Annotated in this window: 10 protein-coding genes; 2 read left to right on the top strand and 8 right to left on the bottom strand. The window is 47.1% G+C overall.

The genetic code is table 11. The annotated features are described in order from the left end of the window. Positions 1-118: 118 nt before the first annotated feature. Both AC58P7_RS23655 and AC58P7_RS23650 read right to left on the bottom strand, forming a co-directional pair. The gene (locus AC58P7_RS23655) at positions 119-1,144 is read right to left on the bottom strand and encodes a dienelactone hydrolase family protein (RefSeq protein ID WP_497347258.1); all 1,026 of its coding nucleotides are present in this window, start codon (positions 1,142-1,144) and stop codon (positions 119-121) included. A gap of 28 nt (positions 1,145-1,172) precedes the next feature. Beyond that, positions 1,173-2,294 (bottom strand): glycoside hydrolase family 88 protein, encoded by a 1,122-nt coding sequence (locus AC58P7_RS23650; RefSeq protein ID WP_497347256.1) that lies wholly within the window; start codon positions 2,292-2,294, stop codon positions 1,173-1,175. A gap of 136 nt (positions 2,295-2,430) precedes the next feature. On the opposite strand from AC58P7_RS23650, the gene AC58P7_RS23645 reads away from it, so the two are divergent. Beyond that, complete coding sequence (locus AC58P7_RS23645; RefSeq protein WP_497347254.1) at positions 2,431-2,583, top strand: hypothetical protein; 153 nt, start codon at positions 2,431-2,433, stop codon at positions 2,581-2,583. Between the two features lie 68 nt (positions 2,584-2,651). On the opposite strand, the gene AC58P7_RS23640 is transcribed toward AC58P7_RS23645, so the two are convergent. Genes AC58P7_RS23640 through AC58P7_RS23625 form a run of 4 tightly spaced genes read right to left on the bottom strand, consistent with a single transcriptional unit; the run spans position 2,652 to position 8,474 of the window. After that, positions 2,652-3,842 (bottom strand): glycoside hydrolase family 88 protein, encoded by a 1,191-nt coding sequence (locus AC58P7_RS23640; protein WP_497347252.1) that lies wholly within the window; start codon positions 3,840-3,842, stop codon positions 2,652-2,654. 43 nt (positions 3,843-3,885) lie between these two features. Further along, positions 3,886-4,734: an alpha/beta fold hydrolase gene (locus AC58P7_RS23635; protein ID WP_497347250.1), complete on the bottom strand. Its 849-nt coding sequence runs from the start codon at positions 4,732-4,734 to the stop codon at positions 3,886-3,888. A 20-nt stretch (positions 4,735-4,754) separates the two neighbouring features. Beyond that, positions 4,755-6,356 carry a glycoside hydrolase family 43 protein gene (locus tag AC58P7_RS23630; RefSeq protein ID WP_497347248.1) on the bottom strand — a complete coding sequence of 534 codons (1,602 nt, stop codon included), beginning with the start codon at positions 6,354-6,356 and terminating at the stop codon, positions 4,755-4,757. 51 nt (positions 6,357-6,407) lie between these two features. After that, positions 6,408-8,474 carry a glycoside hydrolase family 31 protein gene (locus AC58P7_RS23625; RefSeq protein WP_497347246.1) on the bottom strand — a complete coding sequence of 689 codons (2,067 nt, stop codon included), beginning with the start codon at positions 8,472-8,474 and terminating at the stop codon, positions 6,408-6,410. Between the two features lie 152 nt (positions 8,475-8,626). Here AC58P7_RS23625 and AC58P7_RS23620 point away from each other — a divergent pair, with 152 nt between their 5' ends. Beyond that, the gene (locus tag AC58P7_RS23620) at positions 8,627-9,493 is read left to right on the top strand and encodes a helix-turn-helix domain-containing protein (protein WP_497347245.1); all 867 of its coding nucleotides are present in this window, start codon (positions 8,627-8,629) and stop codon (positions 9,491-9,493) included. Between the two features lie 484 nt (positions 9,494-9,977). Here the strand turns inward: AC58P7_RS23620 and AC58P7_RS23615 are convergent, their stop codons facing one another. Further along, positions 9,978-11,054: a diguanylate cyclase gene (locus AC58P7_RS23615; protein WP_497347295.1), complete on the bottom strand. Its 1,077-nt coding sequence runs from the start codon at positions 11,052-11,054 to the stop codon at positions 9,978-9,980. Between the two features lie 311 nt (positions 11,055-11,365). Further along, positions 11,366-13,087 carry a phosphoenolpyruvate--protein phosphotransferase gene (ptsP, locus tag AC58P7_RS23610; protein WP_497347243.1) on the bottom strand — a complete coding sequence of 574 codons (1,722 nt, stop codon included), beginning with the start codon at positions 13,085-13,087 and terminating at the stop codon, positions 11,366-11,368. Position 13,088: the final 1 nt, after the last annotated feature.

Below are 13,088 nucleotides of genomic sequence, written 5' to 3'. Positions count from 1 at the left end.
AATTTTTTTGGAATCGTAAGTTAAAATGGGAAGCACTATCCCGCACACGCCTGAAGCGCTGCGAAAACTAATTAAGCATTTGGGAGTTCAATAGTGTTATAATCGCCAACGAATTTCCTTATGATCGCAAGCACTCCGCAAGCCAATCAAAGGACTTACGTCCCGATATTTCGTGACTACCCGGAAAAAGATCCGTTTGGAAACAATCCAGTGCATTCATGCCATTATAAATCTCCTTAAGCTCCGCAACAGCCTCGCGTACATTCTCTACCGGAAAGATTGGATCGTTCTCGCCTGATTCTACAAATAAATTACGAGGGGCTATTAAGCCGATGAGCTCCGGTTGTTCGGCATCGAGCAGGATACCGGGCAAGTAATTGTCGATGCAGTGATGCATGGCAAGAATACTTCCCCGAAATGTATTCGTCCAACCGGCAAGTACAGTGGCCTTAATACGGTCATCAAGTCCTGCCGTAAATGCGCTGATCAGACCTCCTCCGGAAAAACCGAAAATCCCGATTCGGCTAGCTATGACATCATCTCGAGATTGTATGTAATCCAGCGCCCGGATAGCTTCGTAAACCCGCATGCCAGCCAATGTTCTACCGAACATCAACAATTGGGACGACAGTGTGCCGCAGGAGCTGTAGTTCGGATTCGCTTGGATCTCTTCCGCCATCCGACGCACGCCGAAACCCATGATTTCCGGAATGACCACAAGCAGCCCCCTCTTCACCAGTTCCACAGCAAAACGGTTATGGATTCCGGGTTCGTCCAACACGCTACCGTTCGGAGCCAGACCAACAGCGTCTCGTTGACCATTTCCATGTCCATGGCAAGCCAGAACCGCAGGCCATGAGCCTTTTCCATCTTTCGGTACCAAGACCATTACAGGGACATCTACGGATTCCATGGTTGTATATTGGATGTGCTCAAGATAATAGTCGCCGTAATCCTTCGTCTCCAGCACAATTGGCTGAAGTGGTGTTACCGTTCCGGGAAAGCTTCCCAGCGCTTGCCTTAATCGGCCGCATAGTTCCTGCCGATCTACTCTGGTAAGCTTCTTTCCTGACCGCAGCTTAAGTCGCTCATTCTTCGTTTCCTCGTACAATCGCTTCAGAAATTCATCCGTTGTCCATTTCATATTGCTTTCCTCTCTTCCAACACATCTATCAAAAGATACGGTGCTTCCATCCATTAATCTTCGATATCGCTTCCACATAATAATAATCGCCATAAATGAGCGAGACATCAATAAACGAAGTGCCGCTGCCAGTAGCATGCAGCAGAATGGCTTCGTGCTCCGGCTGATCCCAAGTCGCATAGTTCTCAGTCAGCGAACGCAAGATCCGCTCTGCTGCACCGGCGTACAACCTCTTTTCTCCTGGCGGCACGAAATCTGCAAGATCAAGTAAGGCTGAAGATGCAATCGCCGCTGCTGAGGTGTCCCTCGACATGCCCTTTTCCGATTCTAAGCGGAAATCCCAATACGGGACATGATCCTCAGGCAGCGCAGCAATGAAGTAATGCGCGATCCTCTTCGCTGTATGAAGAAACCGCTCATCCCCCGTGTGACGATACGTATTCACAAAACCGTATAATCCCCAGGCCGTACCACGGCTCCACGATGATTCCGGAGACAAGCCTTGGCCGCCAAAGTTTTCGATATAAGCGCCAGTCTCGGCGTCGAACGAAAGGATGTGCTTCGTCGATCCATCCTCCCGGATGCCATACGCCATCGTCGTCTCGGCATGACGAATCGCCATATGTTTATACCTAGGATCGCCAGTCACGTTGCTAGCCCAGAACAGAAGCGAGATGTTCAGCATGCAATCGATAATGACCCAGCCAGGTACTGGTTTACCGTCAGGTCCATTATTCCAGGCTCGAATATATCGCCCAACAGGATTATAACGTGCTGCTAGAAAATTCGCTGCTTCAATCCCTCTGCGGAATCCATCCGCATCCCCTGTTAACGTATTTTTGATAACAGCTGTTGGCAGAAATTGAAATCCTACGTCATGATGAAGCTCCTCCGTTGGTTTAATGAACCACTCTTCCAGAAGGCCATCCCACTGCCAGGCAGCCTCTTTATAGTAATCCTTGCCAGTCATATCATTCATGATCCACAGGATGCCCGGCCAGAAGCCAGTCGTCCACCAATCGGAGCCAATGTCGTCAAACTTGCCCTCTTCCCCTGCGAAATGCGGACATTTCGTACCCATTTGATCAATCGTGCGCGTAATTTTTCTATCGAGTCTTGCCATGATGTCTTGCCAATATGTTGTACTCATTATGAATACCTCCATCTGTTTTTTATCCATTATAGATCACCATTCCACGTAAAAGTTATGAAACATTATCAATAAATGTTCATATTTTGTCATATAGGAGGTAGTCTTATAAACCGGCTATTCGAACCTGTTATCTTTGATCATCAAGACATCGTTTGGGATTATCACCTTCGATCCGAACATGACTTCAAACGTACATGCGGCAATTCTACAAGTCTTAACAGCAAAACAATGGATACAAGGAATTGAAACGCTGCATATGATCAAAAAAGGGGCAGACCGAATTTAAACATTCGTCGCCCCTTTTTGTTGTTCCAATCATCCCTCAGTTGTTCGGTTTAAAGATAATCAGCTTGATTACCAGTAAGGCTTCCAATCTTTCACAATGCGAATTAATGCTTCAAAATAGAAATAATCTCCCCAAATGTTGCACTCGTTGATGCCCATTCCGCGTGGCTTATTATACACCGCGTGGATCAACACGCCATTTGACTCTGGGTAATTCTTGGCTGAGTAGTTTTCGTAAAGTGATTTCAGGATGTGCAGCGCCGCATTCTCGTAGACGTTTTTCAACGGGTCTAGAATTGGTAATTGTTTGGAGAGCTCGAGCAGACCGCATGCGGCAATCGCAGCCGCCGAGCTATCCCGCTCCTGTTCATTGCCTTCCAAGAAGATCAAATCCCAGTAACAGACAAGATCGTCCGGCAGACGGTTAAGAAAATAATTCGACAGCTTCTTGGTCAAGTCGAGCAGTTCTGTATCACCCGTATATAAATAGCTGAGCGGGAAGCCACTGATTCCCCAGGCTTGACCACGCGACCAGCATGTATCGTCGGCATAGCCTTGATGCGTTCTTCCGAATCTCGGCAATCCGGTTTTCACATCCATATAAAAAGTATGGTACGTCGATGCATCGTCTCTGATAATAAAGGCGGCTGCCTGCTTGACATGACTTCTCGCTGCTTCAGCGTACCTGGGTTCGCCTGACACTTCAGTCGCCCAATACAAAAGTGGCAGATTTAAGTTGCAGTCGATGATCATTCTGCCTTGTTGTTCGGGGTCGCTGAGTTCTCCCCAAGCCTGCACGATGCCTGCTTTATCAAAGTAGCGTTCCATTAATAAATCCGCTGCGAGCAAAGCTGTCTGCTTAGCTTCTTCATTGCCGGTTAGCTTGTAAGCAGCGACACAAGAAAGGGAATACAGAAAACCAATATCATGCGTATTTGTTTCGATTCGTTTCTCTACGCGTTCCTTGTAGCCTTGAAGTTGGCTTTCCGCGACAAGGCGGTATTTTTCATCCCCTGTATACTCGTAAGCAAGCCATAGCATACCCGTCCAGAAGCTAGAAGTCCACTCTACATTGTCAATGCCCGGATAAATCAGATTAACGCTTGCAGGCGCCGGAAATTGATGTGTGAATGCTTCCAGGTTACGATCGATTTGCTTAAGGATAAAACCAATGGCTTCCTCTGCAAATGATGAATCTATGACTGGGGGTTGCCCAAACTGCTCCAGACGGTTCAATGGTTCCAATTTAATCGCATGCACAGGTTATCACTCTTTCTTTTCATTGTAGACTATCTTCTCATTCTCACTGTTCCTGTTCTTCAAAAAAGAGCTCCAGCCCTTTCGTAAAAACTTCCGGCCGCTCCATATTGGAAAAATGACCTGCATCTGTGATATCCATTCTACGAGCGGATGGCACCAGAGCGAGCAGCTTTTCCGATGAACGGATGCTGCCCTCCCAGTCGTCGCCTCCGATGATGACAAGTATGGGCGTTCCGCTGCTTCGTTCGCGAAGGCCGCGAGTAAGAGCCGGACCGATCAGGCACTTGGGTTCTTGATGCCTTAGTGTCCACGCTGACCAGTCGCAGACCATGCTCCACAGCTGCTCACGGATTTCTTCCTTGTATGCTCCGCAGCCTTCCATCAAATTAGCGAACCACTCGTCTACCTTCGCCTGGATAGCCGGATCGCGACGGTCCAGTCCTGTCGATGGGGTCTCTTGGGCGGAATCGGCGTCCTGCTGCGGTTCTTTGTCCGACTCCTCCTCATCCGTATAGATGGCTCCGCCTGCAACAGAAACAGTCATCGTATGCTCCGGATACAGATGCTGAAAATCCAGCGCTACAAAGGCCCCCAAGGATAAACCAACGATATGTGCTTGCTTAACGCCCAGATGATTCATCAGCTTGTACAGGTCCTCGGCATGCAAATAATCTTCACCCTCTTGAGGCATATCCGAAAAGCCATAGCCTCTTAAGTCATAGCGAATGACCTGATAGCGGAAAGCCAAACTTGCAAATTGGGTATCCCACATTCTCCGATCTACGGAATGTGCGTGAATCAGGACGACAGCCGGTCCTGATCCGGAGACTTCGTAATACAGCTCTTTTCCGCCGATGTCGAGACGTCCTGAATGAACTTGAAGATTGTCCATGTTTATCCTATTCCTTTCGGTCATATCCGTTCACGGTAAGTAAAATAATCGAAATCGGCATGATGTCCGCCACCGCTCATATCCTGTGCGCATATGCCGACCATTGCGCCTGTAAAGCCCAGCTTTCCAGCGTATTCGTCGGAAAGAACGCCGAAATCAAGCGCAGGCCCGATGTTCGACCAACTGCTTCCGTCTCCGCTGACGGCAAACTGAAGCACCCCATGCTCAATCGTCACTCGCAAATAGCAGCGTTCCCAGCCATCGGCAATTACGACGCTTTCTAGAAGCTCTTCGTATTTACCCCCGACACTTTTGGCGACGCCAATATGTTTGCCCAAGCGTTCATCATGACTGATGCGCAGATAATAATAATCCAGTTCGTCATAGTAGCAAACGAGACCGGCCATATGGAAGAAAGACTGCGGATTAAACTCAACACATGTTTCCGCTTCGCACTCAAAGTGCTGCACACGACGCGCCACCATACTTTGTTTGTGCCAGGAATTCAGAGACTCCCTGCCGCGCAAGCGAAGATAGCCCGGACGCTTCTGCAAAGAGAGCCAGCTTTCATCAGCCGGCGTTCGCAGCGTACTGAAATGAATATTCAGCTGAGGAGCATCGAAATCGTCCTTCTCCGATACAGGGGTGAATGGATGCGGCTCCAGCCCTGGAGCTGCGACTTCAAGCGAAGGAAGCCGGGTGCCGTTTTTAAGGCGGGGCCACCCATCCTCCGTCCAAACGATCCGTTGGATGTTCGTTTCGCGTCCAAGCGGGTTCAAACGTCTTCCATCAGGCAGTACGCGTATTGCCAGATGGGAGATATACCATTCTCCGTTCTGTATCTCTACAAAGGCCGCATGGCCTGCATTTTGCAGCGGATGTTCACGATCATATGCCGTCGTCATCATCGGATTGTCCGGAGCTGTTTCGTACGGTCCTTCGATACTGCGGGAACGGGCGACGGTAACTGCGTGGTTGCATCCAGTACCACCTTCTGCTGTAATCAAATAATAGTAGCCGTCCTTCTTGAACATACTAGGCCCCTCGGTGACGCCAATTTCGGTTCCTCGATAAATGACCGACTCCTCTCCAACCAGCCTGCCCTCGGCATGATCGTATTCCTGCATCAAAATCCCGCTAAAGCGCGGACGGGCTGTCCGAAAATCCCAGCGCATCTGCATCAGCCATTTGCGTCCATCGTCATCGTGGAAAAAAGCAGGATCGAATCCTTTGGCGTTCAGATAGATCGGCTCTGACCATGGACCCATGATATTTTCAGCTGTAATCAAGTAATTGTGCAAGTCTTTAAACACGCCTTTGCGTCCCACTACATTCGTATACAGCAGATAGAACGTACCGTTATCGTAAGTCAGATTCGGCGCCCAAATACCGCCGGAGCTCGGCACTCCGAGAAGATCAAGTTGACCGGCCTTTGATAGCGGATGGGTCAGCAGCTGCCAATTGACCATATCTCGCGAATGATAGATCGCAACCCCCGGAAACCACTCGAACGTCGATGTCGCAATATAATAGTCATCCCCGACACGCAGCATCCATGGGTCTGGGTTAAAGCCGGTCAACACGGGATTCGTAATTTTCAACTTTGCTTCTGATATCGTCATTTTGTTCCTCCTGCGTTTTCTTTTTAAATATATTTCGTTTTGTTCTTCAACTTAAACGGATTCCCAGCCGGTTATGTGATATCGTTTGCCCGTATAGTTGCCTATGCGTTCAACATCAACACCTTCGTTCCAAGTCAGCTTCACCCAATTAAAGTTGCCTTCACGGTATTGAAAAGTCGATCCGTCATCCTCATAAAGGAAGCAATCTAAAGGTTTGTCTCCATAAGCTCTAACGGTGATGTCGAAAGTGACATCTTCGGAAACATACAGCAAAGGCTTGGCTAGCGGCAGAAGCGTACCATCCTTCACAAATACCGGAATACGTTCCAAGCTCGGCGCAAAGTTGTATGCTTCTCCGCCTTCGTAAGCCTCATTTGTCCAGAAACACCGCCAGCGGCCTTTCGGGAGATACACGCTGCGCTCTGCTGTGCCTGTTACGATTGGTGCTACAAGGATGGAATCACCCATCATGTAGGCATCTTCGATTCCGTACGTGTTAGGGTCATCCGGGTAATCCATAACAAGAGCCCGAAATGGCGGCAACCCTTCCATGCTATATTTCGCATAGCTTGTGTACAGATAAGGGATCAATGACATACGTATTTCGAACAGCGTTCGGCAAGTGTCTCGAATATCCTCGTAATTATCGAGGAATTCACCACGTATGTTTTTGTCGCGTTCCACTTGCATCCATGGCGGATTCGGAATTCTCCAGCAGTTGAGCAAGGCCATTGGCGAGAAGACGGCCGTTTGAATCCTTCGAATCAAATCCTCGGGGGAATCCGCTTGACGGACTTCGGGCGACCATAAAAGTCCAGAGAATCCGCTGTTTACGACACCGCGTATAAACACCTCGTGATTGTACAGATCGCTGTAAAGTACAAAAGGAAACGGCGAAGCAAGAGCTCCGGAGGATCGGACTTGAGAAAGAGTCCTTCGATCAGTCGCTTCGAAAGGAGCCTGTATGGCGGATTGATACAGCGTTCCCAGTTGGTTGTGCATCTGCTCCCCGTCCATCCCTGATGGGAATGTCGCTATATCCGGAAAGGACCAATTTGAATGCACAAAGTCGGAGCTGTCACATTCATCTAATTTAAATCCGGCTATCCCTTTTTCAACAAACTCCTTCAAATGATGCTTAGCGAAGATGTCTCTGGCTTCCTTTACGAATAGATCGGGGACAAGACCTTCCCAAACCTCATAATCACCGGAATAAGGGATCAATTCTTCGTACATCGGGGAAGTCGGATGCACAAAAAGGTGCTCCCAGAGGTTGACCCGGTAACTCATATCATACAATTCATCTAGCATGCCTTCATGGTCCGGGAAACGGTTATCATCCCATACAAATGAGCAAGAATAAGCCTTCGTTTGCCAACCGGGCTCAAAGCCAAACACATCGACCGGCATCCCATCGTCACGGAAGCACTTGGCGAGCCGCAAGACATCCTCACGTTTGGCTGCACTATAAGCCCGGTACCACATCCCGAGTCCCCACATAGGAGGAAGAACGCCTCCCCCGGAAAACAGATTGTACCGCTGCACAGCGGTCACCATGTCCGGACCTTCAAACAAATACACATCAATGCCTTCCGCTGATGGAATATCGACAACAACCGATCGATCTCCCTCCGTAGTCTGGTAGCCGTACAATTCTATTTCAGAGGTCCCGATTTCCTTCTGTTCAAATTTCTTGTTCTCCGAAGCTCCTTTACGCAAATTAGTCCCGCAGTAGAAAGTTGCGTAGCGCGATGTGTCAACGAAGACGCCATATCCTGCGGTCGTTACATAAAACGGTACAGGCGCATGACTGTCTCCTGTATCAGCCACGGGATCGCTGTTGACGCGAATTACTTTCTTCCTGCCTGTATGATCCACACGGTGCAGTTGCAGCCCAAAACCATAAATATGCTCCTCGGCTTTCAGAGGAAGTTCAAGATAAATTCCTCTTGCCGATTGCCTAATCACGATGTCACTAAGCGGGAAGGGCGGAACTCCTTGGCAATCGAGCTTCCCAAGTTCTTCCGTTTTCACTTCCGTTTCACGTAGATTGACTGGAGTGTGTGATTCGGGCTTTCCGAAACGAATTCTCCAAATGCCATTTGCTATTTTTTTCATCAAAAACCCTCTTTTCTGTGTTTCACCCAAATCCGAGTCAATTATTTCATAATTATCAAACGATATTTTTATAGATTATATCCCTTCTTCCATCGAAAAAGTTATAATGAGATATGAGGAAATGTTTGAATCTTATCCACTTTGGAGGAACTATGAACCGGCTGTTCGAACCCGTTTATTTTGAACCAAACTCGTTGGTTTGGGACTATAAAATACGCAACGACCATGATTTCAAAGGATATTATCACTGGCATCAGTGCTGCGAAATTTTTTTTGTTCACGAAGGGCAAGGAACTGTCGTTGTGAATCAGCAGACGTACGACATTCGCCGAGGCATGTTTTTTTTCTTTCACCCCTATCAGTTGCATCAAGTACACGCAGACGTATCCCTGGAGCATCCTTATATACGATCCATTTTCTATGTAGACCCGCTCTTGGTTGAGAAGCAGCTTCGGGCCTTTCCAAATCGGCATACTTTGTTCGCTGCATTATGGCAAGGCAAGGACAAAAATCATGCTTATGATTTGTACGCCCAGGTTGAAATCATGGAATGGATTTACGAATTGTACGAACAAGCAAGAGGCAAAGGCAAAACGGAATACTCCGAAGAAACGACGATGCTGCTGCTTCAAATTCTGAGTTGTCTTAGCAGAGCAGAGCCCTTCAAGAACGAGCAGGTGTCCCAAGTGATGGAACGAAGGACGCTTCGGTATTCCGAGGCTATCATGCGCTGGATCGAAGACCATTATCAGGAGGAAGTCAGCTTGGAACGTCTAGCAGAAGAAACACATTTATCCAAAAACTATGTCTCTAGAATCTTTCATCAGGAAACGGGAAGCAGTATTACGGATTATTTAACAGCAAGGCGCATTAAAGAAGGCTGTCGGTTGCTGGAGACGACAACTTTGCCTGTAGAAGAAATCGGTATCCGCATAGGTTTTTCGAACGCGTCTTATTTCGTCCAGTTGTTCAAGAAAGTTGTCGGAACTACACCGCTTCAATACAGAAATAAATTGTGAGCATGCTCACAAGAACCTCCTATTCCACTTGAAGAGAAGTGGAGATGCATAAATTCTATTTGCCGTACCCATTCAATGTTACTTGCGTTTAACCTCCTTTTCGAATCTAAACGCTCATCTCCCCTCTACCTGCAAATAGTATTGTTTACATAAGTAATTTTCATTGCACGATTTTATTGACGATTAAATAACTTTATTTCGCATCGTTGTACATCAAAAGGCCCTACGAGTTATCGTAAGGCTAAAATCAGTTATTAGTTTCTCCATCACAATTTAATGCACCAATCTTCCATCCCGAAACCGTACTACCCGCTTCGCCTGCTCCGCAACCTGCCGATCATGCGTAGGTTGAAGCTCATAGATATAGTTCCATTAGTTGAAGGAAACCCTTGAGATGCCGTAAGCGGATTGTAAATTTATTTGAACGAACGATCTCGCTAATAATAAAGAACTACTAAAGATTCGACCAACCGGGCCCAGTATTCTACATCTCCACTGCAACAACCTTGTTTCTCCCTGTTTTCTTCGCACCATATAAAGCGTTGTCGGCATACTCCAACAAGTTTTCCTTTGCAACCTCAGGATATGTTGCCACACCTATAGAAGCAGTGATTTGGATACTTTGAGAATCGGATACATGAAAATTGCGATCACGTACATCTTTACACAGCTGTTCTGCAACCTTAAGTGCCTGTGTCAAGGGACAATTTTCCATTATAACGGCAAATTCTTCGCCGCCTACCCTGAATACGAAATCGGAATAATACCCTGTCGAGTCCATAAGAATAGCTGCAAACTGTTTTAATACTTCGTCTCCTGTTTTATGGCCATACGTATCATTAATCTTCTTAAAAAAATCAATATCCACCAATAAGACCGATAGAGCTCCTTGTTTATGCTCCGCTTGTTGAAGTTTATGGTTAAAAACCGAATCAAAAGATCGATAGTTTAACAGCCCGGTCAAATAATCTTTAGTTACTTCCGATTCGTACTTTAAGAAAAGGGATTTTGATTTATCCAAATAATGAATGAAATAAGCAATGAAGACTCCACCTGGCAAAAAAATGGCGAGAAAAATTGGTGTAACTGATAGGCTTTTGGCTCCTAGCAAGAAATAATTTACAATCGCAGGCAAAAGGGCTGCGTACACCAAGGCGTAACCCCACTTTTTACGTGAATCCCTTACATAAAAAGCGATGGCACCACAACCAACTCCTGTTGCTACAGCTGAAATTGAACTCATGATGGCAGCAGTTGTAAATCCTCCGAATAGAAATATACGGCCGAACGAAATCATCAAACTTACCAATACGGAAGAATACAATCCTCCCACCATGGAAGCACTAACGATTGCAAGGGAACGTAAATCAACGAAAACCGTCGAAGAAACGTGAATGCCAAAAAACATCTGAAATATAGCTACAAGTCCGAATACAAGGCCTATGATGAATTTAGTTTTGCTATCGTGCCGAGAGGTTATCAGACTCTTTTTTGAAAACTGTGTCAAAATAAAAATACATGCGGCGAGTATAGAAAAGTTGGAAATTAACCCCTGTACCATTACATTCACTTTCTTTCGTTCAATATTGCTTACTGGGCACTAATTCAAATCCTCAAACACACGAAGGACGGTATGGGGCTGAATTTAATTAAATCCAATTTCGTTTCCAAAGCAAGTTGCTCCATCCCATGACTTCATTATCAATTACGTTATCATGAATTAGAGCTTTGCACCACAACCAAAAAGATGACCCCTGTGCAATATGCAATACAGGAATCATCTATTATTGGCCTCCTAGACATAAACAACTCTTTTTCAAGTGTCCTTGACAGAGGGTCCAGATCAATTGACCTTTTGGGACAGCCCCTTTTTTATGGCTTGAACGCCAGCAATGCCTCTCTAACCTCGGCCGCCGTGTCCATCTCCAAAATCCTTTCTGCTAAAGCCGCGCAATCGCTGCGGTTCAAATCCGTAATCACTTTCTTCACCTTGGAAAGCGATGAAGCAGCCATGCTCCATTCATGCAGACCTAAGCCGAGCAAAAGCGGTGCGGCAAGGGGATCTCCGGCCATGCTGCCGCACATGCCGGTCCATTTGCCCGCATCGCCAGAAGCATCAATGACTGTCTTGATCAGACGAATGACGGCAGGATGAAAGTAATCGTATAAATAAGCTACCTTCTCATTCATACGATCGACAGCAACTGTGTACTGCACAAGGTCGTTCGTCCCGATGCTGAAGAAGTCTACTTCCTTAGCAAATCTAGAAGCGAGCAATGCTGCTGACGGAATTTCAATCATAATCCCCAAATCAACAGAATCCGCATAAGAGATTCCTTCTTGGCTTAGCTGTTCACGCACCTGCTCATAGATTTCTTTCGCCTGACGCCATTCTTCCATGCCCGAAATCATCGGAAACATGATTTTCACATGACCGTGAACCCCCGCTCGCAAAATTGCACGAAGCTGGGTAATAAGCAGATCCTTGCGATCCAGACAAAGTCGAATGGCTCGGTAGCCAAGAAAAGGATTCATCTCCTTCGGCAAATCCAGATATGGAAGCTCCTTATCGCCACCAATATCGAGTGTACGAATAATAACAGGACGTCCCTTCATTGCTTCTGTTACTGCCCGGTAAGCTTTATATTGGGTTTCCTCGTCCGGCATCTGAGATTGCCCCATAAATAAAAACTCAGTACGGTACAGTCCTACAGCTTCAGCCCCTTGGCTCAGCAGGCTTGCCGATTCTTCCACCGTACCGATGTTTGCAGCCAGTTCCACACGAAAGCCGTCCTTCGTGACAGCGTCCCGTTCCACATAGGCCAGCAGATCGGCCTTCTCGGTTTCATCACGCAGCATGAGAGCATGGTAGGATTCTTTGGTTGGCGCCGATGGGTGTAAGATACAGTCTCCGGTCGAGCCATCAATAAGAAGCTCATCTCCTTGCTGAATCTGATCAATCCCATCCCCCAATCCCAGGATCGCTGCGATTCCTAAAGAATTGGCCAAAATAGCGGTGTGGGAAGTCTTGCCGCCTATACGAGTGACAAACCCGAGCACCAAATTTTTGTCCAACTGAACCGTATCGGAAGGTGTCAGATCGTCTGCTACGAGAATGACAGGCTCAGCGATATCGGACAGCTGTGTTCCTTTGCGTTCACATAGCTGAGCGAACATCCTGTTTCCTACATCGCGAACATCTGCCGCACGTTCCCGCATATATTCATTCTTCATGCTTTCGAACAGAGCAGCAATCTGCGTGACCACTTGATGAATCGCGCTTTCCGCTGTCCACTGCTCACCCACAATTAAGTTCTCCATGGGTGGATAAAAGGTTGGATCTTGCAAAAAGCTGATCTGCCCTTTTAGAATCACAGCCTTTTCTTCCCCAAGTGTACGCTGCGCCTTCTCAATCAGAACTTGCAGTTCTGCCTGGCAAGCAGCCTTAGCTTCCCGAAGCCGTTCAACCTCAGCGGCGGTATCTTGCGTTTTCTTTTTCTCTATGTCCGTTAGTCGCACTGGAGCGTAAACGAATGCTTTACCTGTGCGAATGCCGGCGGATACCCCTAGTCCTTGCAGTACTCTCTCCGTCATA

Source organism: Paenibacillus sp. J22FR5, from assembly GCF_059691975.1.
Note: the sequence above shows the minus strand (reverse complement) of the source record. Positions and strands in the feature narration are given on the sequence as shown.

What these genes read in the sequence shown, in the direction of transcription:
- AC58P7_RS23655 (WP_497347258.1), bottom strand. Translation starts at nt 1,144, where the DNA reads ATGAAATGGACAACGGATGAATTTCTGAAGCGATTGTACGAGGAAACG.
- AC58P7_RS23650 (WP_497347256.1), bottom strand. Translation starts at nt 2,294, where the DNA reads ATGAGTACAACATATTGGCAAGACATCATGGCAAGACTCGATAGAAAA.
- AC58P7_RS23635 (WP_497347250.1), bottom strand. Translation starts at nt 4,734, where the DNA reads ATGGACAATCTTCAAGTTCATTCAGGACGTCTCGACATCGGCGGAAAA.
- AC58P7_RS23630 (WP_497347248.1), bottom strand. Translation starts at nt 6,356, where the DNA reads ATGACGATATCAGAAGCAAAGTTGAAAATTACGAATCCCGTGTTGACC.
- AC58P7_RS23625 (WP_497347246.1), bottom strand. Translation starts at nt 8,474, where the DNA reads ATGAAAAAAATAGCAAATGGCATTTGGAGAATTCGTTTCGGAAAGCCC.
- AC58P7_RS23620 (WP_497347245.1), top strand. Translation starts at nt 8,627, where the DNA reads ATGAACCGGCTGTTCGAACCCGTTTATTTTGAACCAAACTCGTTGGTT.
- AC58P7_RS23615 (WP_497347295.1), bottom strand. Translation starts at nt 11,054, where the DNA reads ATGGTACAGGGGTTAATTTCCAACTTTTCTATACTCGCCGCATGTATT.
- ptsP (WP_497347243.1), bottom strand. Translation starts at nt 13,087, where the DNA reads ATGACGGAGAGAGTACTGCAAGGACTAGGGGTATCCGCCGGCATTCGC.